Raw genomic sequence first — 23,925 nt, forward strand, 5'->3', positions numbered from 1 at the left:
CCGAGGGTGAGAGACACTCTCACCGACACACGGACGACCGGACCAGCGACCTCCACGACCGAGGGCTCGCCTACCGGCACCGCCGGGTGCGCGCGGGAGGGGACTCCGTTGCCAGAAGCGCTCGCCCCCGTCCGCACCGCGGACGCGGGCCTGATCGGCCGGTCGGCCGAGTGTGCGGCACTCGCCTCCTTCCTCGACCGGGCGCTGAGCACCGGCGCCGTCCTCCTGGTGACCGGGGAACCCGGCGTCGGCAAGACCCTGCTGCTGGAGACGGCCGCGCGGGACGCGGCGGCCTCCGGTGCCACGGTCGTCCACGCTGCCGGCGTCGAGTTCGAGGCCGAGGTGGGCTTCGCGGGCCTCAACCAGCTCCTGCTGCCCCTCCTCGACGACCTGGAGACGCTCCCCGAGCCGCACCGCGAGGCGCTGGTCGTGGCCCTCGGCCTGGGTGCGGGGCCGCCATCCCACCGGCTGCTCGTCTCGGCCGCCGTCCTGGGTCTGCTCACGCGGGCGGCGGAGTCCCGCCCGGTGCTGGTCGTCGTCGACGACGTGCCGTGGGTGGACCGGCCGAGCGAGCGGGTCCTCGGCTTCGTCGCCCGCCGGCTGGACCGCAGCCGGATCGGCCTGATCGCCGCGGCGCGGACCGGCAGCGACTGTGTCCTCCTCCAGGCGGGTCTGCCCCAGCTCGAGGTGCCCCCGCTGGGCGAGGACGCCGCCACGGAACTGCTGCGGGCCCGCTTCCCCGTGCTCGACGCGCAGATCCGCCGGCGCGTCCTCGAGGCGTCCCAGGGCAACCCGCTCGCCCTGCTGGAGCTCCCCGCGGTCATGACCGAGGCCCAGCGCACCGGGTCCGACCCCCTCCCGTCGGCGCTTCCGCTGAGCAGCCACCTGCAGCGGGTCTTCGCCCAGCAGCTCGCCGCCCTCCCCGAGCGGACCCGGGAACTGCTGCTCCTCGCCGCCCTCGAGGGGACGGGGGACCTCCGGACACTGCGTGCGGCGGCAGCCACCGACGGGTGGCTCGACGACCTGGCCCCGGCCGAGCGAGCACGGCTGCTGCGCATCGACCTCGCCGCGGGACGCGTGACCCTGCGGCACCCGCTCATCGGGTCAGCGGCGGTCCAGCTGTCGACGAGCGGTGAGCTGCGGCGGGCACACGGCGCCCTGGCCCACGTCCTGGTCGACCGACCGGAGGAGTGCGCCTGGCACCTCGCCGAGGCCGTCGTGGGCGCCGACGCCCGCGCCGCCGACCTCCTCGAGACCGCGGCGCACCGCGCACGGCACAAGGGCGACGCGGTGCACGCGGTCAACGCCCTCCTCCGGGCCGCAGACCTCACCCCGAGCGGTCCGGACCGAGCCCGCCGGCTGGCGGCCGCCGCGTTCGTGGGTGCCGACACGACCGGGGACCTGCGCAACGTGCCCCAGCTGCTGTCCGCGGCCCGCACGGCCGACCCCCGGACGGCAGGGTCCCTCGAGGTCGCGGTGGCCGCCGCGCACCACCTGCTCAACGGGGAGGGTGACGTCGAGACGGCGCACCGCATGCTCGTGCGGGCCGTCGAGTACGCGCTCGACCACGGATCCGGCGCGGCCACGGTCGAGGACGCACTGCACAGCCTCATGCTGGTGTGCCACTTCGGCGGCCGGGACGAGCTTTGGCGCCCCTTCGAGTGGGCGCTCGAGGCCCTGGGGCCGGACCTCCCGCCGGTGCTGTCGGTGTCGCGCACGGTGTTCGCCGACCCCGTCCGCGCGGCGCCGGCGGCGCTCGAGCGGCTCGACGAGCTGATCGTCTCCGCGCACACCGGCGTCGATCCCACCCACGTGGTCCGCGTGGGCATGGCCGCCTTGTACGCCGATCGCCTCTCCGGTTGCCGGCAGGCGCTCCGGAGGGTGGTCAGGGACGGGAGGCAGGGCGGCGCGGCCGCCTCGGCCGTCAACGCCCTGATGCTGCTGTGCCACGACGCCTTCGACGGAGGTCGCTGGCAGGAGGCCGGACGCACGGCCGAGGAGGGCCGCGCGTGGGGTGAGGAGCTGGGCTACCGGCTCATCACCCTGTCCGGCGTCTACTGCTCGGCCCTCCTGGCGGCCGCGCGAGGGGATGACGGGACGGCGGAGACCCTGGCCGACGAGCTCGTCACGTGGTCGGCGCCGAGAGCGGTCCGTCTGCTCGAGGACTTCGCCCACCGCGTCCGCGGGCTGGCCGCGCTGGGACGCGGGAACTTCGAGGACGCCTACCGGGAGCTGAGCGCCGTCAGCCAGCCCGGTGGCTTCGCCCCGTACGCCCCGGTCGGCCTCACCGTCGCCATGGACCTGGTGGAGGCCGCGGTGCGCACGGGCCGCCGTCCCGAGGCCGCGGCGCACGTGGCGGCCATGGAGCGGGCCCCGATCTTCACCGGCCGGCCGAAGCTCGCTCTCGTGAAGGCGGGCTCCGCAGCTCTCGTGGCACCGGGTGAGGAGGCGTCCCGGCGTTTCGAGGAGGCGTTGGCCGTCCCCGGGGCCGAGCAGTACCCCTTCGAACGCGCGCGGGTCCAGCTCGCCTACGGGGAGCACCTGCGCCGCAGCCGCGCGACGAACGCCTCCCGCGTGCAGCTCACGGCGGCGCTGGAGAGGTTCCGGCAGCTCGGGGCGCGACCGTGGGCGACGCGGGCGGCCAACGAGGTCCGGGCGACCGGGCTGACCCACCGCGGCGCGACCGGTGACCGGGGCGCCGGCGCACTGACCGCCCAGGAGCACCAGATCGCCATGCTGGCCGCCTCGGGTCTGTCCAACAAGCAGATCGGCAGCCGGCTGTACCTCTCGCCCCGGACGGTCGGTGCCCACCTCTACCGGGTCTTCCCGAAGCTGGGCATCACCTCCCGGGCCGCGCTGCGGGACGCCCTGAGCGGCACCGCACGCGAGGCGGCCGCGGAGGCTGCGGCCGTGGTCCTTTGACTGATGCCCCGGTCCGCCGTGGCGGGGAGAGTCGGCACCGCTGGAGGTGACGCCGGGGAGGAGCCGTCATGTCACTGGTCTCTCGAGGGTTCGGACGCCGGGAGCAGCGCCGGGACGAGCGACTGCCCCCGGGCCAGTACGACGCCGGCGACCTCTTCCCCGTGCTGTCCGCCGGCCCGACGCCGCGGACGCCGCTGGGCGAGTGGGACCTGACGCTGCAGGGCGAGGTGGACGGCCTGCGGCGCTGGACCTGGGACGAGTTCCGGGAGCTGCCGCGCGAGGCGGTCTCGGTCGACATCCACTGCGTCACCAAGTGGTCGAAGTTCGACACCCGCTGGGAGGGCGTCGCGGTCGACACGCTGCTGGCCGGCGTCCGGACCGAGGCGGCGTACGCCCTCGCCTTCTGCGACGGCGGGTACACCACCAACCACCGACTGAGCGACCTGACCGACGGCCGGGCGTGGGTGGTGGACACCTACGACGGGCAGCCGCTCGCACCCGAGCACGGAGGGCCGGTCCGGCTGCTGGTCCCCCACCTCTACTTCTGGAAGAGCGCCAAGTGGCTCCGCGGGTTCGCACTCAGCCAGTTCAACGAGCCGGGGTTCTGGGAGACGTTCGGCTACCACGATCGCGGGGACCCATGGCTCGAGCAGCGGTACAGCGGCGACTGAACTGGCTGCGCGCCACGGTCCTCGAGAACCGCCCCGAGACCGCTCGCGTCCACCGGCTCCTCCTCGACGTCCCCGGCTGGCCGGGCCACCTGCCCGGCCAGCACGTCGACCTGCGGCTGACCGCCGAGGACGGCTACACGGCCCAGCGCAGCTACTCGGTGGCCTCCGCCCCCGAGGACCCCCGGCTGCACCTGCTGGTCGAGCGGTTCGAGGGTGGTGAGGTGTCGCCGTACCTCACCGACGAACTGCGCTCCGGTGACCTGCTGGAGCTGCGCGGCCCCATCGGCGGGTACTTCGTCTGGTCGTCCGCCGTGGACCGGGACGGGGGGCGGGCCGAGGGCCGCCGCCCCGTGCAGCTCGTCGCGGGTGGCGCCGGCGTCGCCCCGTTCCTCGCCATGCTGGACCACCACCGGCGCACGGGCGGGTCCACACCGGTGCGGCTGCTGTACTCGGCACGCACGGCCGACGACGTCCTCGCCCCCGACGTCCTGGGCCCGCAGACGACGATCACGCTGACCCGGGAGGCGCCGTCGGACTGGAGGGGCCTGACCGGCCGGATCGACCGCCGCATGCTGGAGGCGCAGACCTTCGCGCCCACCACCCGGCCGCGGGTCTTCGTGTGCGGCCCCACGTCCTTCGTCGAGAGCACCGCCACGACGCTCGTCGACCTCGGTCACGACCCGTCGTGGATCAGGCTCGAGCGCTTCGGCGGGTCCGGCGATCCGTCGTAGAGGAGCGGCGCATGTCCGTCAGGAGCCGGGTACTGGCCGTTGCCGCGGCGACGACCACGGTCGTCGGTACGGGCACGGTGGCGATGCCCCCGGCGAGCGCGGCCACCCCGGCCTGCGGCCCGGGTTGCATCGCGGTCTTCAGCCCTGAGTTCGGCACGCACGGCGACCCCCAGTTCGTGGAGGCGGTGCTCGACGGGGTGGGCACGGTCGGCCAGCCCCTCGTCCTGCAGCGCGCCGGCAGCTCTGACCCGTCGCAGGACTTCCTGCCCCGCGGCGGCCTGGTCTCCGACTTCTTCGCGACCGGCATGGTCTCCGCCGCGGTGAACGGTCACTACGGCAGCCTGCGCGCAGCGCAGCTGGAGTACGCGCCCTCGGGTGTCGCCAGCGGCCTGTGCGTGGGCCTGGCCGGCACCGCGTACGAGGACGAGCCGCTCGGCCTGCAGCCGTGCAGCGTCCCGGGGACGACCGTGTGGATCGTCGACACCGCGGACTCGCCCGCGACCGCGGCCGACGGGTACTCCCCCCTCGTCAACGGCTCGACGACGGACGTCACCCACCCGTTGGCGATGACCTACCCGGCCGACGCCGCCCCGACCGACGAACCGGCTCCGCAGATCCACGTGAGCCGCCTGCACTCCTGCGGCCATGCGGACCCGGCGGGGCGCGCAGTGCCCGACCGGCAGCTCTGGGGAACGGTGCTCGGCGTCCTGGAGTAGCGGTCGGCGACGGCGCGGCCCCGGGGCCCCGCGTCGTGCCGCGGGTCCGGAGGAACGGCGGCCGGCCGGGCGCGGAGTTGGGAACGGCGGCGACGCGGGTACCTCCGTCCCGTTCCGGCCCGCCGGACCGGAGCAGGGGCTGACGAGCCTCGGCCCCTGGCCACGCTCCGATCGGGGAGGGATCCCTGTGACCCAGCAGCTGACCACCCTGACCCTGGACGACGCCCGCCGCATCGTCGCGGCCGGAGAGGCCCGCGCCGCGGAGATCGGGCAGCCGATGAACATCGCGGTCGTCGATGCAGGGGGTGACCTCGTCATGCACGTCCGGATGGACGGCGCCTGGCGCGGCAGCGTCGACATCGCCATCAACAAGGCCTTCACCGCCCGGGCGTTCGACATCGCCACCGCCGAGCTGGCCGACCTGGCCAAGCCGGGCGGCCCGTTCTACGGCATCCAGGCGTCCAACAACGGCAAGGTGATGGTCTTCGCCGGTGGCGCGCCGGTGCTCGTCGACGGGGTCGTCGTGGGCGCGGTCGGGGTGAGCGGCGGCACCGGCGAGCAGGACACGACGGTCTGCGAGGCGGCCACCGCCGGCCTCTGACGTCCGGCCCCTACGCCGGCAGCCGGCCGGCCCGGCGCAGCGCGGCCAGTCCGTCCGGCGTACCGGGCCAGTGCCGGTCGAGCGCAGCCGCCCCGGCGTGGCGGACCACCGAGCGCAGCACGAGGGCGACCACGATCGCGTCGTCGGCGTGGCCGAGCACCGGCACGAAGTCGGGCACCAGGTCGAACGGCAGCGCCAGGTAGCCCAGCAACAGCCACAGCCGCACCCGGACGCCGCGCGGCAGCGTGCCGTCGCCGGCCAGCCGGTGCACGAGCCTGAGCACGTCGGGCAGCAGCCGCAGCAGCTCCCGCAGCCGCAGGTCGTCCGGGCGGGTCGCCCACAGCACGGCCATCAGGACCAGCCAGCACAGCAGCAGGCCACCCAGCACCCCGACCAGCGTCCACGCCCAGTCCGGCATCCCGCCGCCACCTCTCCGCCGCCCCGCACCCCGAGCATCGTCCTGGAGAGGGTCCGCCTTCACCCGAGTTCGACCGGGACCTCACCGAACGCGACGAGGCTGACCACCCAGTACACGCCGTAGAGCGCCAGCAGGGTGCCGCCGTGCCACCGCGTCAGCCGGCCGGTGGAGAGCAGGTACGCAGCCAGGGCGGTGAGGACGACGAGCGCCGGCAGGTGCCAGGTGAACACGTCCCGGCCGACGACGATGCCGCCGGCCAGGAGGGTGATGCCCAGCTTCCCGGTGACGGAGAAGACGACGCTGCCGATGACGTTGCCGACCCCGATCTCCGGCACGCCCCTGCGGAACGGCTCCACCGTCAGGAAGACGTCCTCCATGGTGAGCACGGCCGTGGCGATCGTGGCGCCGAACACCGTGCCCTCGAGCCCGTAGGCCGCCAGGATCCCCTCGGTCCCGGTGCTCACCGTCGCGGCGCCGACGACGAGGCCGGCGAGCGCGACCACCGCCAGTCCGAGGTGGGCCCAGCCGGGCAGGTCGCGCTCGTCGGTGCGCGGCGCCTCCTCGACGACCTGCTGCGTCCGTTCGGCGCCGGCCCGTGCGCCCGCCCCGACCGCCGGGGCCGGCCGCACGTCCGTCCCCGCCGCGCGCAGGGACGGGACGTCGTCCCCGGCCTCGGCGACGGCGGCCTCGTACACCTCCACGTCGCGGAAGACCGCCACGCTCCTGCGGAGCTCCCGGGCGGCGACGTAGGTGACGAACAGGACGAACAGCCCGAGGAGCAGCAGTCCGTCGGTCACCGTGAGCGGTCCGGCGAGCGTGACCGCGACCATCACCAGCGGGGCGGCGGCGAACAGGACGAGGTAGTCGCGCGGGATGGCGACCTGGCTCGGCCGGATGACCGCGGCCACCGCGAGGACGACCCCGGTGAACGACAGCGCCGTCCCGAACACGACGCCGAGCGCGACACCGCTGAGGTCCTCGAGGTTCAGCCCGACGCCGAGCGCGATGTCGTCGAACTCGACGCCGGTGAAGACGACCGCCAGCAGGAACAGCGGGATCCGCAGACCGCTCGCCGCCCCGACGAGGTGGGTGATGAGCTTCTCGGCGCTGACCACGAGCAGCGTCGCCCCGGAGATGAAGACGAACACCGAGGTCATGTCGTGGGGCCCTCCTCGCGACCGGCCGTGGGTGGGGGGTGTCGGCGGGCGGTCACCGGCTGCGCCCGGCAGCGGGGTGCCGCCGGGGGGTCAGCACGACCTCGCCGGACCGCGCGCCCTCGTCGGCGGCGGCCACCGCCTCGGCCACGAGCCCGTGGTCGGGCGAGAGGTGGCAGACCGGATCGGTGCGGGCGGCGTCGCCGGTGAGCTGGAAGGCCTGGCAGCGGCAGCCGCCGAAGTCCACCTCGCGGCGGTCGCAGCTGCGGCAGGGCTCGGGCATCCAGTCCGTCCCGCGGAAGCGCTGGAACAGCGGTGACCGCTCCCAGATCCACGCCAGGGAGTGCTCCCGGACGCTGGCCCGGGGCAGGGGCAGGGTGTGCGCGGTGGGGCACGGCAGGACGCCACCGTCGGGCACCACGGTGAGCTGGCGCCGGCCCCAGCCGCCCATGCAGGGTTTGGGGTACCGGCTGAAGTAGTCGGGCAGGACGTAGACGACGTCCACCCGTCCCTGCAGACGCGCGTGCGCGGCCCGCACCACCTCCTGGGCGCGCTCCAGCTGGGCCCGGCTCGGCAGCAGCCCGCCGCGGTTGTGCAGGGCCCAGCCGTAGTACTGCGTGTGGGCCAGCTCGATCCGGTCGGCCTCCAGCTGCTCGGCCAGGTCGAGGATGCCGGCGAGCCGGTCGACGTTGTGCCGGTGCAGGACGACGTTGAGCGTGAGGGGCCAGCCCAGCTGCTTCACCAGCCGGGCGGCCGCCAGCTTGTGCTCGAACGACCGCACCCCGGCGATGCGGTCGGACAGGGCCGCCTCGTCGGCCTGGAGGCTGATCTGCACGTGGTCCAGGCCCGCGGCCAGCAGCTCCTCGGCGCGGTGGGGCGTCAGCCCGAGCCCGCTGGTGATCAGGTTGGTGTACAGGCCCAGCTCGCCGGCGCACTGCACGATCTCGGCGACGTCGCGGCGCAGCAGCGGCTCACCGCCGGAGAGGTGCAGCTGCAGCACGCCCAGCTCCCGGGCCTCGGTCAGCACCCGTCGCCACTCCGCCGTGGTCAGCTCGTCGGCGTAGGCGGCGAGGTCGAGCGGGTTGGAGCAGTAGGAGCAGTGCAGCGGGCAGCGGTAGGTGAGCTCGGCCAGCAGCCCGAACGGCCGCTCCACGGCGCTAGGCACGGCGGGCCCGTCCGCGGCCGGCCTCCGCGTCCCCGGTCTCGAGGCACCGCCGGGCGGCGAGGCGGTCGAGGAACACGCGGACCTCGTCGTCGTCCACGGAGGCGTACCGCCCGCGCAGCTCGGCCACGATCTCGGTCACCGTCCGCTGCCCGTCGCACAGCTCCAGGACGGCCGCGCCCGTGCGGTTCAGGACGGTGACCGCCTCCGGCGTCAGCAGCACGTGCTGCCCGCGTGCCGGGTCGAACCCCATCCGGACGTGCCGGGCCAGCCGGGGGCGGTCGGTGCCGTCAGCGGTCTGCACAGGCGCGGTCGATCGCATCGAGCATGCTCCAGAGGACGTCGCACTTGAAGGACAGGGCCGCCAGGGCGGCCGCCTGCTGCTCCGGCGTCCGGCAGTGCTCCGTCACGACCTCCAGGGCGTGCGCGGAGTCGCGGGGGGCCTGCGTCAGGCGGGCGCGGAAGTAGGTGAGTTCCTGCGGGTCGATCCAGGTGTAGTGGCGCTCGAAGGCGGCCAGGCGCTCGGCCATCAGGTCCGGCGCGAACAGCTCGGTCAGCGAGGAGGCCACCGCCTCGACCCACGGCCGGGTGCGGGCGAAGGTGACGTAGGCGTCGACGGCGAAGCGCACACCCGGGACGACGTGCCGCTGGTCCTCCAGCTCGGGCCTGGTCAGCCCGACCGCCTCGCCGAGGCGCAGCCATGCCTCGATGCCCCCGTCACCGTCGGCCGTGCCGTCGTGGTCGACGATGCGCCGCAGCCAGCGGCGGCGGACCTCGCGGTCCGGGCAGTTGGCGATGATCGCGGCGTCCTTGCGGGGGATGGCGGCCTGGTAGCAGAAGCGGTTGGCGACCCAGCAGCGGATCTGCTCGGCGTCCAGCTCCCCGGCGTTCATCCTGCGGTGGAAGGGGTGCTGGTCGTGGTAGCGCCGCGAGTGCTCGCGCAGCGCGGCCACGAACTCGTCGGTCGCCGTGCCGGTCGTGTCGATCAGCGTCATGAGGGGCCTCACACCTCCAGGTCCAGCCCGTCCACGGCGACCTCCAGGCCGTGCTCCTCGACCGCGCGCCGCTCGGGCGAGTCCTCGAGGAGGATCGGGTTGGTGTTGTTGACGTGGACGTAGATGCGGCGCTCGACGGGCAGCGGGGCGAGCTGCTCGAGGCTGCCCCCGGGGCCGCTGATGGGCAGGTGCCCCATCTCGCGGGCCGTCCGGCCGCCGCGCCCGAGCCGGATGAGCTCGTCGTCGGACCAGCAGGTGCCGTCGACCAGCAGGCAGGCGCAGTCCTCGAGCTGGGCACACACCTCCGGGGTCAGCGCCTGCAGCACCGGCAGGTGGACCAGCGCCCGGCCGCTGCGCTCGTCGGTGAGGCGGTAGCCGACGACCCGCCCCTCCCGGGGACCGGAGCCGAAGCGCGCGCGCTTGGTCGTGGGGACGTCGAAGGCCCGGTACGACAGCCCGTCGCCGAGCGGCACGTCCGCGCCCGGCACGACCGGCCGCCACTCGACCGGGCAGTAGGCCTCGAGCGTGCGCAGCAGCGCCGTCCCGTCGTGCAGCGTGTCGCGGGTCGCCTCGGTGGCGTGCACGACGAGGCCACCCCCCTCGCGGAGCAGCAGCAGTCCCAGCGTGTGGTCCAGCTCCGCGTCCGTGAGCAGCACGGCCTGCAGCGGCACCTCCCCCGCCCCGTCGGGGTGCAGGTCGGTGCAGGACTCGAGCTGGGCACGGACGTCGGGTGAGGCGTTGAGCAGGGACCACCGCCGGCGGTCCGCGCTCACCGCGACCGACGACTGGGTGCGCGGACGGGCCGGCCGCGACCCCTCGCGCACCGCCCGGCACGGGGGGCAGGCGCAGTTCCACTGCGGGAACCCGCCGCCCGCCGCCGAACCCAGCACCCGCACCCACATGTCGATCGGTGGTCCTCCCGGTAGTGCGGAGACGGAGAGGCGCCGGACCGCACCGCCCGACGCCTCTCCGCCCGGATCCGTCTAGTCCCAGTCCTCCTGGACGCCCATGTAGGCGGTCGCCTCAGCGGACACCCGGATCTCCTCGAAGGAGGGGGTCTCCCACTCCTCCGTGCGGAGCGGGGAGACGCAGAGCTCCTGGTCCATCGCCGTCACCTCCCCCCTGCCGAGTCGATGTCCTCGGGCAGCGAGAACACGAACATCGCCTGGCCGTGCGGGCCGCCCATCATCCCGGGCAGGAAGCCCTCGACCCAGGCGCCCCAGCCCACCGGGACGGCGACGTACTGCTTGCCCTCGACGCTGTAGGTGATCGGGCTGCTGTGGTGGCCGCTGCCGCAGTTGAACTGCCACAGGAACTCGCCGCTGCGGGCGTCGAGGGCCACGAACGTCCCGGACGGCGTGCCGGCGAAGACGACGTCGCCCGCCGTGACCAGCACGGAGGCGCACATCGGCAGGTCGTTGCGCCAGCGCCACACCTCCTCGCCGGAGGCGTTGAACGCCGACACCGACCCCGCCATGTCCTTCGCGTCCACGGTCACGGCGGCGCCCCAGTAGGGGATGCCCTCCTTGAACTCCCGGCGCCGCCGGGCGACCGTCGCGCCGGTGTCCTGCACCGGGACGTAGAACAGCTCCGTCCTCGGGCTGTACGCCGCGTGGGTCCACTCCTTCGCCCCGGCCGGCCCGGGGTAGAAGTGCACCTCCTCGCCTTCCTTGTCGGGGTAGATCCGTGGCGTCACCTGTCCGTCGGGGCTGATCTCGCCCCAGGTGATCCGGTCGACGAAGGGGAAGATCCGCACCCGCTCGCCGTTCGTGCGGTCCAGGACGAAGCAGTACCCGTTCTTGTCGAAGTGGGCCAGGAGCTTGCGCCCGTCCTGCTCGAACAGGATGCACTCCATGTTGCTGTCGTAGTCCCACAGGTCGTGCGGGGTGCACTGGTAGTGCCAGCGGATCTCCCCCGTGTCGGCGTCCACCGCGATGACGCTGTCGGTGTAGAGGTTGTCGCCCGGCCGGACCTCGCCGTCGAAGTCGGGCGCGGGGTTGCCGGTGCCCCAGTACAGGAGGTTGGTCTCCGGGTCGAAGGTGCCGGTGATCCAGCCGTTGGCGCCGCCCCGCGCCCAGGCCTCCCCCTCCTGCGGCCAGGTCTCCGAGCCCGGCTCGCCGGGCTTCGGGATCGTGTAGCACCGCCAGACCCGCTCCCCGGTCTCCATGTCGTAGGCGTCGAGGTGGCCGCGCACCCCGAACTCGCCGCCGGAGCTGCCGACGACGATCCGGTCCTTCACGACCAGCGGGGCGACCGTGAGGCTCTCCCCGGCGCGCACGTCCCCGCTGGTGACGTCCCAGAGGCACTCGCCGGTGGTGGCGTCGAGCGCGAGGACGTGGGCGTTGAGGGTGCAGACGAAGACCTTGCCGTGGGCCACGGCGACCCCGCGGTTGACGTTGCCGCAGCACAGCGAGACGTCGAACGGGATCGCGTGCTTGTACTGCCACAGCAGCTGCCCGGTCTTGGCGTCGAGCGCCCAGACCCACCCGTCCCACCCGGAGACGTACATGACGCCCTCGACGACGATCGGGCAGTTCTCGAAGGCGTAGGTCGACTGGCCGGCGTGCAGCCCGTGGGGCGAGAAGCTGAACACCCAGGCCGGGGTCAGGCGGACGACGTTCTCGGTGGTGATCTGGTCGAGCGGGCTGTACCGCTGCCCGTCGTAGGCGCCGTAGTAGGTGAGCCAGTTCTGCGGCTCCGAGCGGGCGTCGAGGATGCGTTCGTACGTGACGTCCTGGGCCACCGGCGGCGCGGTCCCGGGCGCTGTGGTCAGCGACCCGAAGTCGACCGGCGGCGGGGCCTCTCCGTACTCGATGTCGGTCCTGTCCTGGATGTCGGTCATTGACCCAGTCCTGTCTACGGTCGGGGCTGCTTCGGGCGGTCGAGCCGAGCGGACTCCGGGACGTCGCCCCTGACGACGATCGCCCCGATCAGGCCCCGGCCCTCGTCGTTGCCGATGTTGGAGCTGAACCAGTAGTAACCAGGGCCGTCGAGGGTGACGGACATGGTCCCGCGCGAGTAGTTCGGCAACCACATCCACTTGCTGTCGCCGTTGCTCGGCACGAGCGCGCAGTGCGTGTTCTGGTCGTCGTTGACGAACTCGATGTCCAGGTGCCCCCCGTGGGGCAGGACGAGGACCGAGGGGTCCCAGATCAGCTGGTCGGGCACGATGCGGATCCGCGCGCGCATCCGGCCGTCGTCGCCCTCCTCGGCGTGCCCGATGTTCCCGGTGGCCAGCAGCCGGCCGATCGTCGCCTGGTTCTGCCCGTCCAGGCCGAGCTCGCGCAGCGCCGAGGATCGCTCCGATGCGGTGGTCGTCATCGACCTTCCCTCCTGGTTGTGTCGAAGCGGACTGATGGGGTGCCTGCCGTGCCGGGGTCGGTCACGGCCAGGCCCCCGGACGACGGCCCGCCGTCCCGCGCTCGGCCGGCACCTGGGTGGCCATGGCACCTCCTCCCCCTCCGGTTCCTGCAGCCGCGCGACGATCAGGCGGCATCGGGCCTGAGCACGACCTTGGTGAAGCCGTCGACGCGCTGGTCGACCATCTGGTACGCGTTCGGCGCCTCGTCGAGCGGCAGCTCGTGGGACACCACGAAGCTCGGTCTGGCCCGGCCCTCGGTGATCAGGTCGCGCAGCTGCCGGTCGTAGCGCCTGGCGTCCGCCCGCCCGGTGCCCAGCCGCAGGCCCTTGTCGACCAGCGTGCCGATCGTGACGAGCAGCGTGCCGGGCCCGGCGTCCGGGACGACCCCGTCCGGTCCACGGCGCACGCACGGGCCGGGGACGCCCAGCCCGCCGGTGGGCCGCACCGTGCGCACGAGCTGGTCCAGGACCGCCGCGGGCTCCTCGCCGTCGCCGGTCTCGGTGGGGACCGGGAAGCCGACGGCGTCCACCCCCGTGTCGGTGCCCTCACCACCGGTGAGGTCCCTGATCTGCTGCGCCGGGTCGCCGGCGGAGGGATCCACGGCGACGGCCCCGATGTCCCGTGCCATGGCGAGTCGCTCGGGACGGCCGTCGACCACGAAGACGCCCGACGCGCCGCAGAGCAGCGCGCAGTACGCCGCCATCAGTCCCACCGGCCCGGCGCCGTAGACCGCGACGGTCCCTCCCGGCGAGAGCCCCGCGAGGCGGCAGCCGTGGTACCCGGTGGGGAAGACGTCGGAGAGCAGGACGTAGTCGGACTCGTGGTCGGTGCCGGCGGGCAGCGGCAGGCAGTTGACGTCCGCGTACGGGACCCGCAGGTACTCCGCCTGCCCGCCGGCACACGGGGCCGGGGTGACGCCGCCGTAGGGGCTGCCGCCGTAGGGGCTCCCCGCACGACCGGCCGGGGTGACCGTGAGGCAGGAGCCGCTCGAGCCCGCCCGGCAGTTCCTGCAGAAGCCGCAGGCCACGGTGAACGGCATCACGACGCGGTCGCCCTGCTCCAGGGCGGTGACGCCGGCGCCGACCTCCTCGACGACGCCCAGGTTCTCGTGGCCGACCACCGTGCCCGGCTCGACGCCCGCCCGCCCCTCGTACAGGTACAGGTCCGTTCCGCAGATGCACGTCGACGTGACCCGCACGATCACGTCGTTCGGCTGCTCGATCCGAGGGTCGGGGACCTCCTCCACCGCCACCTCGAAGGGCCTCCGGTAGACCACCGCCCGCATGGCCGCCCGCCCCCCTCCGGCTGCCGGGTGCGCCCTGGAACCGCGCCCGGCCCGCTAGCCTGCTGCTCCTCGACCGCGGCCCGAGCCTGGGACGCGTCCCCCCACAGCCCAAGGGGAACGGGATGAACGGCGCGAAAGGCCTGACGAACGGCGCGCTCCCGGCCACGAACGGAGCCGTGCTCTCCGACGACGACCTCAAACGGATCGCCACCGCCCGGGAGCGCTTCGCCGCCGGAGCGGACACCGTCCACGGCGTCCGCTCCGAGATCCTCGTGTCCTGGTACCGGTGCCGCGAGGAGTACGAGGTCGACCCGGGCCTGGAACGCGCCCCTGCCGCGGCGGAGGGCAGCGCGCACTCGATGGGGCACGACGTGGTGTTCGCCGAGCTCGGGGGGTGGGCGGCCTGCGCCGCCGGGGAGGTGGACGGCCTCGACGGCCTGGTCACCGTGGCCGACTGCGAGGGCCGCGTCCTGGCCTCCTGGGGCAGTCGGCGGCTGCTCCGCCTCGCCGCGGACAGCAACCTCGCCGCCTGGTCGATCTGGGCGGAACGGACCAGCGGCACCAACGGCATGGGGACCTCGTTGGAGAGCCAGCGCCCGGTCCTGGTCCGGGGCCCCGAGCACTGGTGCCGCAGCTTCGACCCCTGGACGTGTGCCGGCGTCGCGGTGCGGGACGTGGTCACGCACGAGCCGCTCGCCGTGCTCAACGTCTCCTGCTGGCGCACGCCGCAACCCGGTGCCGTGCTGCCGTGGCTGAGCCGGGTCGCCGCGGCCACCGAGGCCAAGCTGCGCCAGCGGGCGCGGCACACCGGCACCCTCCTGGCCGCCGCCTTCGCCGACGCCCGGGTGCCGTCCGCGACGCCGCTGGCCGCCGTGGACACGGCCGGGAAGGTCGTGCTGGCCAACAGCGCGGCCGCCGTCCTGATCGGCACACCCGCCGACACCCCGGCCTACGCCCCGGCGCAGCGGTGGACCCCGCAGGTGCCCGGGGTGCCCGAGCTGGTGCGCTGGGTCACCGAACGCGCCCGGCAGGACCCCTGCTGGCGCGGGTCGACGCGGGTCTACGTGCCCTTCCTCGGGACCCCCCTGCCGGTCGCCGTCCGCCCGGTCCTCACCGGGACCCAGGTGATCGGCGCGCTGCTGGCCCTCGGCTCCGCCGACGGGTCCGACGTGGGCGGGTCGGACGCCGGCGTGCCGGACACCGGGGCGCCGGACGCGGCGACGCCCCCGGGGCGTCCCGGCGCCTCCCTCCCCTGCCCCCGCCTGCCCAGCCGGGTCGTCGCCCTGCGCGAGGACCGGTGGGTCCTGCTCGACCCGCGCGAGATCCGCTTCGCCGAGACCGACCACAACAACGTCTGGCTCACCACCGACCAGGGACGGCTGCAGGCCGCCGCCCGGGGTCTGGACCGCCTCGAACAGGACCTCGTGGACAAGGGGTTCCTCCGGGTCCACCGCCGCTTCCTCGTCAACCTGGGCCGGGTGCGGGAGATCGAGCCGGGCTTCAAGGGGACGCTGTTCCTCGCCACGGACACCCGCGTCCACGAGACCGTCCCGGTCTCCCGCCGGCACGCGCCCTCCGTCCGCCAGGCCCTCGGGCTGTAGGCACGTCCTCGGAGGACCGGGATGGCGAGTGCACCCCCCGCCGCACTGACGACGGCACGCGACCTCCTGCGCCACCACCCGCTGGTCGACGGCCACAACGACCTGGCGTGGCGGATCCGCGAGGGGTCCGGTCTCGACCTGCGCCGGGTGGACCTCGCGGCCCCGGTGGTGGGCACGCACACCGACCTGCCGAGGCTGCGGCGGGGTGGGGTCGGCGCCCAGTTCTGGTCGGTCTACGTGCCCGGTGCGCTGCAGGGCGAGGCGGCGCTCGCCACGACCCTCGAACAGGTCGACCTCGTGCACCGCATGATCGGCAGGCACCCGGACGACCTGGAGCTGGCGCTGAGCGCCGACGACGTCGAGGGCGCGTTCGCCCGCGGGCGGATCGCCTCGCTGCTGGGCGCCGAGGGCGGCCACTCCATCGCCGGTTCGCTGGGCGTCCTCCGGATGCTGCACCGGCTCGGCGTCCGCTACCTGACGCTGACGCACAACGTGAACGTCCCCTGGGCCGACTCGGCGACCGACGTCCCCGCCACCGGCGGGCTCAGCGCGTTCGGCGAGGAGGTGGTCCGGGAGATGAACCGGCTCGGCATGCTGGTCGACCTGTCCCACGTGGCGGACAGCACCGCACGCGACGCGCTCCGGGTCACGGAGGCGCCGGTCGTCTTCTCCCACTCGGGCGCCCGCGCGGTGTGCGACCACCCGCGCAACGTCCCCGACGACCTCCTCCGCGGACTGGCCGCCAACGGTGGGGTGTGCATGGTGACGTTCGTGTCGGACTTCGTGTCGCCGGGGTGCCGCGCGTGGGCGCTCGGGCTCCGGGCCGAGGTGGAGCGCCGCGGGCTCGACCCGAGGGACGCCGCCGTGCGGGCCGCGGTGGCGGGCGAGCACCTCGCCGACCACCCCCGTCCGCGGGCGACGCTGGCCCAGGTCGCCGACCACGTCGAGCACGTGCGGCGGGTGGCCGGCGTCGACCACGTCGGCCTCGGCGGGGACTACGACGGCGCGGAGGACCTGCCGGAGGGGCTGGAGGACGTCTCCTGCTACCCCGCGCTGATCGCCGAGCTGCTCGATCGGGGGTGGCGCCGGGACGAGTGCGCCCGGCTGGTCGGCGGCAACGTCCTGCGGGTCCTCCGCGAGGCCGAGGCGCTGGCGCGGTCGGCGTCCGCCCGCCGAGGTCCGTCCACGGCGCGCATCGAGGACCTCGACCGCGCCTGACCGACCGGCGGGGTCAGGCCGCCGCCCGCCCGGGGGCCGGCGGGCGCGGGCGGGCGGGCCGAGCACGCGGCTCGGCGAGGCGGGTGAGCACGGGACCGGCCACGGCGAGGACCAGCACGTAGCCGGTGGCCAGCGGCCCGAGCTCGGTCACCCCCGCCGTCACCGCCAGGCCGGCGATGACGACGGAGAACTCGCCCCGGGCCACCAGGGCCGTCCCGGCGCGCAGCCGGCCGGGCACGGCCACCCCGTCCCGCCGGGCGGCGAACCAGCCGGTGGCGACCTTCGTCCCTGCTGTCACGAGGGCCAGCAGCAGGACGGCGGGCAGCACGGGCAGCACCGCGCCCGGGTCGGTGGACAGCCCGAAGGCGACGAAGAAGATCGCCGCGAACAGGTCGCGCAGCGGCCCCAGGACCGCCCGCGCCCGGTCGGCGACCGCGGTGGGCAGCGCCAGCCCGACCAGGAAGGCCCCCACCGCGGCCGACGCCCCCGCCGCCTGGGCCAGCCCGGCCACCAGCAGGGTCAGACCCATCAGGCGCAGCAGCACCTGCTCGTCGTCGTCCGAGGCCAGGAGCCGGCCCAGCCGGTGGCCCTGCCGCTGGGCGGCCAGCAGCGCCAGCCCGACGGCGCCCCCTGCCAGCGCGATGCCCGCCACGGCCGTCGTCGGCCCACCACCGGCGAGCGCGACGGCGAGCAGCGGGAGGAACAGCGCCATCGCCAGGTCCTCCAGCACCAGCACGGACAGCACCGCGGGGGTCTCCCGGTTGGCCAGCCTCCCGAGGTCGCCGAGCAACCGGGCGACGATCCCCGACGAGGAGATCCAGGTGACCCCGGCCAGCGCGAGCGCACCCTGCCACGGCAGGCCGAGCAGCAGCCCCGCCACGAAGCCCGGCGGGGCGTTGAGCAGCAGGTCCACCAGTCCGGACGGACCGTGGTGCCGCAGCGAGGCGAACAGCTCGTCGGCGGTGAACTCCAGACCGAGGGCGAGCAGCAGCAGGACCACGCCGACCTCCGCGGCCGCCTCGATGAACGGCTCCGAGGTCGTCAGCGGGGCGATGCCGCCCTCCCCCAGCGCGAGCGCGGCCAGCAGGACGAACGGCACGGACGACAGGCCCAGCCGGCGGGCCAGCAGCCCGATGAGGGACAGCCCGACGAACAGCAGGCCCAGTTCGAGCAGCAGCTGGGCGACGTGGTCCATCGACGCCCTACGCGGGCTCGTCCAGGCGCCGTTCCAGGTCCGCCAGCCCGCGCGCCGACCCGATGGCCACGACGACGTCCCCCGGGTGCAGCAGGTCGCCCGGCCCCGGGGAGGGGACGACGTCGGCGTCCCGCACGATCGCCACGACGGAGCAGCCGGTCAGCGTGCGGGCCCGCGTGTCCCCCAGCGGCCGGCCGGCGAAGCGCGAGCCCTCGCGGATCGGGAACCGTCCCGACTCCAGCCCCGGGACCTCGCGGGACAGGTCCGCGAAGCGCTGCGTCAGCCGGGGAGCCCCGAGCACCTCGGCCACGGCGTCGACCTCGTCCGGTTCCAGCCGCAGCACGCCCCGCGCCCGGTCGGGGTCGCGACGGTCGTAGACGGCGACCTCGGCCGTGCCCTCCCGGTCGAGGACGATGGCGAGGACCTCGCCGGAGCGGGTCCGCAGCCGGTAACGGACGCCGACGCCCGGCAGCATGGTCTCCTCGAGGTCCACAGCCGCATGGTGGCAGACCAGCGGCTGCGTACCGGGCGGCCGGTGCTCAGGTGTGCAGGACCGCCGCCCCGCCGAACCGTCCGTGGGCCAGGTCCGACAGCGCCCGCGGGGCGTCGTCCATGGGGTAGGCGACGGTGGTGGCGCGGACGCCGAGGCGGCCGGCCAGCCGGAGGAACTCCTCGCCGTCGCGGCGGGTGTTGGCCGTGACGCTGCGCAGCCGGCGCTCGCCGAACAGCTCGGCGGCGTAGTCCAGCGCGGGGATGCGGGAGAGCCAGATGCCGGCGACGGCCAGTGTGGCGCCGCGGTCCAGCGCGCGCAGGGCCACGGGGACCAGCTCGCCGGCCGGGGCGAACAGGATCGCGCCGTCCAGCGGCTCGGGTGGGGGGTCGGTCGCCGTCCCCACCGAGTCCACGCCGAGCTGCTCGGCCAGCCGCCGGTTGTGCTCGCCGCGGGTGAGGACGTGCACCCGCAGCCCCTGCGCGAGCGCGACCTGGGCGGTGAGGTGGGCGCTGCCGCCGAAGCCGTAGACGCCGAGCCGGCCCCCGGGTGGCACGTCGGCGCACCGCAGCGCCCGGTAGCCGATGATCCCGGCGCACAGGAGCGGCGCGGCCCGCTCGTCGCCCAGCCCGTCCGGCAGCGGGTAGGCGAAGGACTCGTCGACGAGGCAGGCGTCGGCGTAGCCGCCGTCGACGTCCCAGCCGGTGAAGACCGGCGCGGTGCAGAGGTTCTCCTCGCCGCGCCGGCAGAACCGGCAGCTGCCGTCGGTGCTGCCCAGCCAGGGCACCCCGACCCGCTGCCCCACGGTGAACCGGGTGGCGCCCGGGCCGCGGGCCGAGACGCGCCCGACCACCTCGTGCCCCGGCGTCACCGCGGCCCGCCGGGGCGGCAGGTCCCCCTCGGCCAGGTGCAGGTCGGTGCGGCACACGCCGCAGCAGGACACGTCGACCCGCACCTGCCCCGGCCCGGGCACCGGCTCCTCCCGGTCGACCCGCCGCAGGGGCCCGCTGTCGACCTGGCCCGGCGTACCGACCACCCAGGCACGCACCGCCAATCCCCCGGCCGGCGGGTCAGGCGCGGGCCGGGACGCCGGCTGCCTGCTCGGGCACGACCACGCCGGACGGCTCCGGACGGACCACCAGCACCGGGCAGGAGGCGTGCACCACGCAGTGCAGGGCCACCGAGCCCAGGACCATGCCGGCCAGGCGGCTCCGGCTCCGGCTGCCCACGACGAGCAGCTCGGCGCCCTCCGCCCGGCGCACCAGCACCTCGCCGGCGGGGCCCACCTCGGCCACCACGGAGACGTCCTGGCCGAGGGGCGCGCCGAGGACCTCGGCCACGAGGCGCTCGACGCGACCCCGGAACTCCGGCACGGACTCGTCGAACGGCGGCGGGACGACGGCGACGACGTCGCTCCAGTAGACGACCGGCTGGTACGCGGCGACCACCTCGAGGGCCGCCCCCCGGCGCCCGGCCTCCTCCGCCGCCCGCGCCAGCGCGGTGCGGGCCACCGGTGAGTCGTCGAAGCCCACGACCACGCGCGCGGCGGCCGGCTGCAGCGGCGCGTGCACGACGACGACCGCGCAGGGCGCGTGGGTGGAGCAGTGCAGGGCCACCGACCCCAGCAGGGTGCTGCGGACGCCGCCCCGCCCGCGGCTGCCCACGACGAGCAGGCGCGCACCCCGGGCCAGGTGCACCAGGTGCTCGGCGGGCTCCCCCGCGGCGATCGTGAAGGACACCTCGACCGCCGCGGCGCGCGGCACCGCGGTCACCGCCGGGTCGCTCATCGCCCGGGCGACGAAGGCGCGGGCGCGCGCCTCGGTGTCCGACCGGAGGGTCTCGACCCGGCGGGGGTCGATCAGGAGCGGGTCGTTCCAGTGGTCGCCGACCGGGAAGGCGCTGACCACCTCGACGTCCGCGCCCGAGCGGGCCGCCTCCGCGAGGGCCCAGACCAGAGCGGCGAAGGCGCCGGGCGAGCCGTCGACACCGACCACGACCCGGGCGCTGCCCGGTGCGCCACCCCCGTCGTCCGCGCGTCCGGCCGTCCCCGTGCCCGTCGCCTCACCTGTCATGCCGTCCACCCCTGCCCGCTGGTCCGGTGCTTGCCGGGTCGAGCCTGGCCCGGCACGCCCGGCCGGGACCGCGGTCGGTCGACCCGGCCCCGGGGGACCTTCGACCCGACCCTCGGTGGGCAGGGGCTCCCGTCCCTCCGCCGGGGAGGGACGGAGGTCCCGTCCGAGGTGCGCCCGCCGACCCTGGGGGACCGCCGGGCCGGCTTCTAGCGTCCGGCACGAGGACCCGCCGTGGAGGAGGAGCCGTGCAGGCCAGAGACGTCATGACCCGCCAGGTCGTCACCGTCGGACCGGAGACCTCCGCCAGGTACGCGGCGGAGGTGATGGCCGAGCACGGCTTCGCGGCACTGCCCGTCGTCGACGAGGACGACCGGCTCGTCGGCATCGTCGCCGAGGCCGACGTCCTCCGGGACCGCATGCCGCCGGACCCCCGGCTCCACCTGCGCCGCGACGGGGAGGCGCCGGCAGCAGCCCCGTCCGTCCTCGTACACGGGGTGATGACCGGCGACGTCCGGTCGGTCGAGGCCACGGCCGATGTCGCCGACGTCGCGCGGCTCTTCGTCGACGAGCGACTGCGCAGCGTGCCCGTGGTCGACCGCGACCGACTGGTCGGCATCGTGAGCCGTCGCGACCTGCTGCGGGTCCTGGTCCGTCCGGACGAGGAGATCCGGCACGAGCTGCTGCGACTGGTGGAGGGCTACACCGGTGCGCTCGACGCATGGGACGTCACGGTCAGCGAGGGGGTGGCCACCATCCGGCGCACCCGTGGCCGCCCGGAGCCGACGGCCGAGGTCGAGCAGCAGGCACTCTCCGCGCTCGCCCGGACGGTCGGCGGGGTCGTGGGGGCCCGGGTCCTGCCGGCCGGCGACGTCCGGGCCTCGGACGTGACCACCGCGGTCCCCACGCCTCCCTGAGTCCACGACCATGACGACATCGCTCTCCCCCGGTCCCGTGGTCGTCGGCGTCGACGGCTCGGACGGCGGCCGGGCGGGTCCCGGGGCCGTGGGCGCTGGGCCCTCCTGCTGACCGTCGAGCGGAGAGGACCACCATGCGCACCAGCGACGCGGACAGGACCCTCGTGCCGCTCGACCACGCCGAGTGCCGGGCTCTGCTGCTGGGCGGCCGGATCGGCCGGCTCGCCTTCACGCGGAACGCCCTGCCGGCGATCCAGCCCGTCTCCTACCGCGTGCACGACGACGAGGTCGTCATCCCGGCCCTCCCGGACAGCCCCTTCGCACCCCGGCGGTGGGGCGCGGTGGTCGCCCTCGGCGTCGACTCCTACGACGACTCGACCCTGACCGGCTGGAGCGTCACCGTGGTCGGCCCCTCCCGATCGATCGACGAGCCGGCCGAGGTGACCGTCCTCGACGCCCTCCCCTGGCCCGTCCCGGGGGCGACGCGCGTCCGTCGTTACGTCGCGGTCCGCATCGGGTTGCTCAGCGGGTGGCGGACCGAGACCCGGGCTCCCTGACCCCGACGGCGCAGTGCCACGCCTCCCGACGAGCGCCGGCGACCGGGCTCACACCGTCCCTGGGAACGCGGGTTCCACCGAGCGGCCGTGCGTGCCAGGCTCGATCGGAGGGGGTGACCCGACCATGCCGACCCGGCAGCACACCACTCGCTCGAGCAGCCGCACGGCGGACTCGCCGCTGGCCGGCATGCGGCTCGCCGAGCTGCTGGAGGAGGTCCAGGAACGCCTGGCGACCGTGGCCGAGAGCCAGACCCGCATCCAGCACCTGCTCGACGCCTTCCTCACCGTCTCGACCGGGCTGGACCTCGAGGCGACCCTGCGACGCATCGTCGAGGCGGCCACCGACCTCGTCGACGCGCGTTACGGGGCGCTCGGTGTGCTGGCGCCCGAGGGCGGGCTGGCCGCGTTCATCCACGTGGGCATCGACGACGACCTGGCCGCGCGGATGGGCCACCTTCCCGAGGGCAAGGGCGTGCTCGGCCAGTTGATCACCGAGCCCTACCCGCTGCGCATCGCCGACCTCAGCCGGCACCCGGCCTCCGTGGGCTTCCCCCCGCACCACCCCGCGATGCACACCTTCCTCGGCGTCCCGGTCCTGGTCCGTGGCGAGGTGTTCGGCAACCTCTACCTGACGGAGAAGCGGAACGGCGAGTTCACCGCCGAGGACGAGGCGGTCCTCACCGCCCTCGCCGGCGCGGCCGGCATCGCCATCGACAACGCCCGTCTGTACCAGGAGGCCGAGGAGCGGCGGCGGTGGACGACCGCCATCTCCGAGGTGCGCGCCGGCCTGCTCGACGCCCCGTCGCCCGACGAGGCACTGCGGCTGGTGGCCACGCGGGTCGGCGAGCTCACCCGGGCCGAGGGCGTGTGGATCGTGGCCGGCCCCTCCTCCGCCGACGGCGCCTTCGACGTCCGGGTCCAGGTCGGTGAGGGGCTCGACGACCTGACCGGACAGCGGCTGACGACCGAGGACACCCCGGTCCTGGAGGCCGTGGCGGCCACCGAGGGCGTCGTCACCGTCGACCTGCGGGGCACCGACCACCGGGGACCCACCGCCCACGTGGACTGGGGGCCCTGCATCGCCGTGCCCCTCCGCGGTACGGAGAGCGAGCAGGCCGTCGTCATCGCCGCCCGACGTGCCGGGACCCCGGCGTTCGACGCGACCACGACTCCGCTCATCGCCGCCTTCGTCGACCAGGCAGCCGCCGCGCTCGACCTCGCGGCCCGCCAGCGGTTCGCGCGCCGGCTCGACGTGTACGAGGACCGCGACCGGATCGCCCGTGACCTGCACGACCACGTCATCCAGCGGGTGTTCGCCGCCGGCCTGAGCCTGCAGTCGGTCATCCCCCGCGTCCCGGACCCCGACGCCAGGCGCCGGATCGGCGAGGTCATCGGTCAGCTCGACGAGACCGTGCGCGACATCCGGACGACGATCTTCGACCTGCACAGCACCGAGGACGTCGACCGGTCGGCGAGCCTGCGCCGCCGGGTGTTGGACATCGTCACCGAGACCGCGGGACCCCACCTGCACCCGACCGTGCGCATGTCCGGTGCCGTGGACAGCCTGGTGACCGGCGACCTCGCCGCCGACGTCGAGGCGGTGACCCGGGAGGCGGTGAGCAACGCCGCGCGCCACTCGGGCGCGGACCACGTCACCGTCACCCTCGACGTCACCGACGAGGTCGTCCTGGAGGTGACCGACGACGGCCGGGGCATCGACCCGCACGCTGCACGGAGCGGCTTGCGCAACCTCGAGGAGCGTGCCGTCCGTCGGGGCGGCGGGGCGAGCGTCGAGGCGCTGCCCGAGGGGGGCACCCGGCTGCGGTGGTGGGCTCCGCTGCGCTGAGAGTGGACCCGGCGTC

The 23,925-nt window shown here is 75.0% G+C and carries 24 protein-coding genes; 10 read left to right on the forward strand and 14 right to left on the reverse strand.

Annotation, left to right across the window (positions count from 1 at the left end; genetic code table 11):
- Positions 1-108 precede the first annotated feature (108 nt).
- From BLS21_RS05355 to BLS21_RS05375, 5 genes are all read left to right on the forward strand, one after another.
- Positions 109-2,922, forward strand: a complete 2,814-nt coding sequence (locus BLS21_RS05355; protein ID WP_091214783.1) for a helix-turn-helix transcriptional regulator — start codon at positions 109-111, stop codon at positions 2,920-2,922.
- 68 nt (positions 2,923-2,990) lie between these two features.
- The gene (locus BLS21_RS05360; RefSeq protein WP_091214786.1) at positions 2,991-3,593 is read left to right on the forward strand and encodes a molybdopterin-dependent oxidoreductase; all 603 of its coding nucleotides are present in this window, start codon (positions 2,991-2,993) and stop codon (positions 3,591-3,593) included.
- Positions 3,563-4,324: an FAD-binding oxidoreductase gene (locus BLS21_RS05365; RefSeq protein ID WP_091214789.1), complete on the forward strand. Its 762-nt coding sequence runs from the start codon at positions 3,563-3,565 to the stop codon at positions 4,322-4,324. Before BLS21_RS05360 ends, BLS21_RS05365 begins: the two co-directional genes overlap by 31 nt.
- 11 nt (positions 4,325-4,335) lie before the next feature.
- Positions 4,336-5,040: a hypothetical protein gene (locus BLS21_RS05370; RefSeq protein WP_091214792.1), complete on the forward strand. Its 705-nt coding sequence runs from the start codon at positions 4,336-4,338 to the stop codon at positions 5,038-5,040.
- 187 nt (positions 5,041-5,227) lie between these two features.
- Positions 5,228-5,641, forward strand: coding sequence for a GlcG/HbpS family heme-binding protein (locus BLS21_RS05375; protein WP_091214796.1), 414 nt, complete (start codon positions 5,228-5,230; stop codon positions 5,639-5,641).
- Between the two features lie 10 nt (positions 5,642-5,651).
- Here BLS21_RS05375 and BLS21_RS05380 read toward each other — a convergent pair whose 3' ends face one another.
- The 10 genes from BLS21_RS05380 to BLS21_RS05425 all read right to left on the reverse strand — a co-directional run bounded on the left by BLS21_RS05380 (position 5,652) and on the right by BLS21_RS05425 (position 14,016).
- Entirely contained in the window at positions 5,652-6,059 is a 408-nt protein-coding gene (locus tag BLS21_RS05380) for a YkvA family protein (protein WP_091214799.1), read from the reverse strand.
- A gap of 59 nt (positions 6,060-6,118) precedes the next feature.
- Entirely contained in the window at positions 6,119-7,216 is a 1,098-nt protein-coding gene (locus BLS21_RS05385) for a sodium:calcium antiporter (RefSeq protein WP_091214802.1), read from the reverse strand.
- Positions 7,217-7,268: 52 nt separating this feature from the next.
- Complete coding sequence (pqqE, locus tag BLS21_RS05390) at positions 7,269-8,378, reverse strand: pyrroloquinoline quinone biosynthesis protein PqqE (protein WP_217635992.1); 1,110 nt, start codon at positions 8,376-8,378, stop codon at positions 7,269-7,271.
- Positions 8,371-8,679, reverse strand: a complete 309-nt coding sequence (gene pqqD / locus BLS21_RS05395; protein ID WP_217635994.1) for a pyrroloquinoline quinone biosynthesis peptide chaperone PqqD — start codon at positions 8,677-8,679, stop codon at positions 8,371-8,373. The genes pqqE and pqqD overlap by 8 nt, the downstream gene beginning before the upstream one ends.
- The gene (pqqC, locus tag BLS21_RS05400) at positions 8,666-9,370 is read right to left on the reverse strand and encodes a pyrroloquinoline-quinone synthase PqqC (RefSeq protein ID WP_091214810.1); all 705 of its coding nucleotides are present in this window, start codon (positions 9,368-9,370) and stop codon (positions 8,666-8,668) included. The genes pqqD and pqqC overlap by 14 nt, the downstream gene beginning before the upstream one ends.
- An 8-nt stretch (positions 9,371-9,378) precedes the next feature.
- Positions 9,379-10,272, reverse strand: a complete 894-nt coding sequence (pqqB, locus tag BLS21_RS05405) for a pyrroloquinoline quinone biosynthesis protein PqqB (RefSeq protein WP_091214813.1) — start codon at positions 10,270-10,272, stop codon at positions 9,379-9,381.
- Positions 10,273-10,353: 81 nt separating this feature from the next.
- Positions 10,354-10,476 carry a pyrroloquinoline quinone precursor peptide PqqA gene (pqqA, locus tag BLS21_RS05410; protein ID WP_139177020.1) on the reverse strand — a complete coding sequence of 41 codons (123 nt, stop codon included), beginning with the start codon at positions 10,474-10,476 and terminating at the stop codon, positions 10,354-10,356.
- A 5-nt stretch (positions 10,477-10,481) separates the two neighbouring features.
- On the reverse strand, positions 10,482-12,212 hold the full coding sequence (locus BLS21_RS05415; protein ID WP_091214819.1) for a PQQ-dependent dehydrogenase, methanol/ethanol family: 1,731 nt from the start codon (positions 12,210-12,212) through the stop codon (positions 10,482-10,484).
- Between the two features lie 14 nt (positions 12,213-12,226).
- Positions 12,227-12,691 carry an MSMEG_3727 family PQQ-associated protein gene (locus BLS21_RS05420; RefSeq protein ID WP_091214822.1) on the reverse strand — a complete coding sequence of 155 codons (465 nt, stop codon included), beginning with the start codon at positions 12,689-12,691 and terminating at the stop codon, positions 12,227-12,229.
- A gap of 164 nt (positions 12,692-12,855) precedes the next feature.
- Positions 12,856-14,016 (reverse strand): glutathione-independent formaldehyde dehydrogenase, encoded by a 1,161-nt coding sequence (locus BLS21_RS05425; protein WP_091214825.1) that lies wholly within the window; start codon positions 14,014-14,016, stop codon positions 12,856-12,858.
- A 122-nt stretch (positions 14,017-14,138) separates the two neighbouring features.
- Here BLS21_RS05425 and BLS21_RS05430 point away from each other — a divergent pair, with 122 nt between their 5' ends.
- Positions 14,139-15,617: a DNA-binding protein gene (locus tag BLS21_RS05430; RefSeq protein WP_091214828.1), complete on the forward strand. Its 1,479-nt coding sequence runs from the start codon at positions 14,139-14,141 to the stop codon at positions 15,615-15,617.
- Between the two features lie 21 nt (positions 15,618-15,638).
- A complete protein-coding gene (locus BLS21_RS05435; RefSeq protein WP_091214831.1) occupies positions 15,639-16,835 on the forward strand; it encodes a dipeptidase in 1,197 nt (398 codons plus the stop codon).
- A 13-nt stretch (positions 16,836-16,848) separates the two neighbouring features.
- Here the strand turns inward: BLS21_RS05435 and BLS21_RS05440 are convergent, their stop codons facing one another.
- From BLS21_RS05440 to BLS21_RS05455, 4 genes are read right to left on the reverse strand one after another with little or no spacing between them, the layout of a single operon-like run.
- A complete protein-coding gene (locus BLS21_RS05440) occupies positions 16,849-18,030 on the reverse strand; it encodes a cation:proton antiporter (RefSeq protein ID WP_091214834.1) in 1,182 nt (393 codons plus the stop codon).
- A 7-nt stretch (positions 18,031-18,037) separates the two neighbouring features.
- Entirely contained in the window at positions 18,038-18,523 is a 486-nt protein-coding gene (locus BLS21_RS05445; RefSeq protein WP_091214836.1) for a cation:proton antiporter regulatory subunit, read from the reverse strand.
- A 46-nt stretch (positions 18,524-18,569) separates the two neighbouring features.
- Complete coding sequence (locus tag BLS21_RS05450; protein WP_091214839.1) at positions 18,570-19,568, reverse strand: zinc-dependent alcohol dehydrogenase family protein; 999 nt, start codon at positions 19,566-19,568, stop codon at positions 18,570-18,572.
- A 22-nt stretch (positions 19,569-19,590) separates the two neighbouring features.
- The gene (locus BLS21_RS05455; RefSeq protein WP_139177021.1) at positions 19,591-20,592 is read right to left on the reverse strand and encodes a universal stress protein; all 1,002 of its coding nucleotides are present in this window, start codon (positions 20,590-20,592) and stop codon (positions 19,591-19,593) included.
- A 245-nt stretch (positions 20,593-20,837) separates the two neighbouring features.
- On the opposite strand from BLS21_RS05455, the gene BLS21_RS05460 reads away from it, so the two are divergent.
- The 3 genes from BLS21_RS05460 to BLS21_RS05470 all read left to right on the forward strand — a co-directional run bounded on the left by BLS21_RS05460 (position 20,838) and on the right by BLS21_RS05470 (position 23,909).
- Positions 20,838-21,506, forward strand: a complete 669-nt coding sequence (locus tag BLS21_RS05460; RefSeq protein ID WP_139177022.1) for a CBS domain-containing protein — start codon at positions 20,838-20,840, stop codon at positions 21,504-21,506.
- A 134-nt stretch (positions 21,507-21,640) separates the two neighbouring features.
- Positions 21,641-22,063 carry a pyridoxamine 5'-phosphate oxidase family protein gene (locus BLS21_RS05465; protein WP_091214848.1) on the forward strand — a complete coding sequence of 141 codons (423 nt, stop codon included), beginning with the start codon at positions 21,641-21,643 and terminating at the stop codon, positions 22,061-22,063.
- Positions 22,064-22,187: 124 nt separating this feature from the next.
- A complete protein-coding gene (locus tag BLS21_RS05470) occupies positions 22,188-23,909 on the forward strand; it encodes a GAF domain-containing sensor histidine kinase (RefSeq protein ID WP_091214850.1) in 1,722 nt (573 codons plus the stop codon).
- The last annotated feature ends 16 nt before the right edge of the window (positions 23,910-23,925 follow it).

It is taken from the genome of Geodermatophilus siccatus, assembly GCF_900103785.1.
Taxonomy (GTDB): domain Bacteria; phylum Actinomycetota; class Actinomycetes; order Mycobacteriales; family Geodermatophilaceae; genus Geodermatophilus; species Geodermatophilus siccatus.

Bases quoted from the DNA above. Each gene is read 5' to 3' on its own strand.
- pqqA (WP_139177020.1), bottom strand. From the start codon at position 10,476: ATGGACCAGGAGCTCTGCGTCTCCCCGCTCCGCACGGAGGAGTGGGAG.
- BLS21_RS05380 (WP_091214799.1), bottom strand. From the start codon at position 6,059: ATGCCGGACTGGGCGTGGACGCTGGTCGGGGTGCTGGGTGGCCTGCTG.
- BLS21_RS05365 (WP_091214789.1), top strand. From the start codon at position 3,563: ATGGCTCGAGCAGCGGTACAGCGGCGACTGAACTGGCTGCGCGCCACG.
- BLS21_RS05435 (WP_091214831.1), top strand. From the start codon at position 15,639: ATGGCGAGTGCACCCCCCGCCGCACTGACGACGGCACGCGACCTCCTG.
- BLS21_RS05360 (WP_091214786.1), top strand. From the start codon at position 2,991: ATGTCACTGGTCTCTCGAGGGTTCGGACGCCGGGAGCAGCGCCGGGAC.
- BLS21_RS05430 (WP_091214828.1), top strand. From the start codon at position 14,139: ATGAACGGCGCGAAAGGCCTGACGAACGGCGCGCTCCCGGCCACGAAC.
- BLS21_RS05415 (WP_091214819.1), bottom strand. From the start codon at position 12,212: ATGACCGACATCCAGGACAGGACCGACATCGAGTACGGAGAGGCCCCG.
- BLS21_RS05440 (WP_091214834.1), bottom strand. From the start codon at position 18,030: ATGGACCACGTCGCCCAGCTGCTGCTCGAACTGGGCCTGCTGTTCGTC.
- pqqB (WP_091214813.1), bottom strand. From the start codon at position 10,272: ATGTGGGTGCGGGTGCTGGGTTCGGCGGCGGGCGGCGGGTTCCCGCAG.
- BLS21_RS05455 (WP_139177021.1), bottom strand. From the start codon at position 20,592: ATGACAGGTGAGGCGACGGGCACGGGGACGGCCGGACGCGCGGACGAC.
- BLS21_RS05385 (WP_091214802.1), bottom strand. From the start codon at position 7,216: ATGACCTCGGTGTTCGTCTTCATCTCCGGGGCGACGCTGCTCGTGGTC.
- BLS21_RS05465 (WP_091214848.1), top strand. From the start codon at position 21,641: ATGCGCACCAGCGACGCGGACAGGACCCTCGTGCCGCTCGACCACGCC.
- BLS21_RS05470 (WP_091214850.1), top strand. From the start codon at position 22,188: ATGCCGACCCGGCAGCACACCACTCGCTCGAGCAGCCGCACGGCGGAC.
- BLS21_RS05370 (WP_091214792.1), top strand. From the start codon at position 4,336: ATGTCCGTCAGGAGCCGGGTACTGGCCGTTGCCGCGGCGACGACCACG.
- pqqC (WP_091214810.1), bottom strand. From the start codon at position 9,370: ATGACGCTGATCGACACGACCGGCACGGCGACCGACGAGTTCGTGGCC.
- BLS21_RS05425 (WP_091214825.1), bottom strand. From the start codon at position 14,016: ATGCGGGCGGTGGTCTACCGGAGGCCCTTCGAGGTGGCGGTGGAGGAG.
- BLS21_RS05420 (WP_091214822.1), bottom strand. From the start codon at position 12,691: ATGACGACCACCGCATCGGAGCGATCCTCGGCGCTGCGCGAGCTCGGC.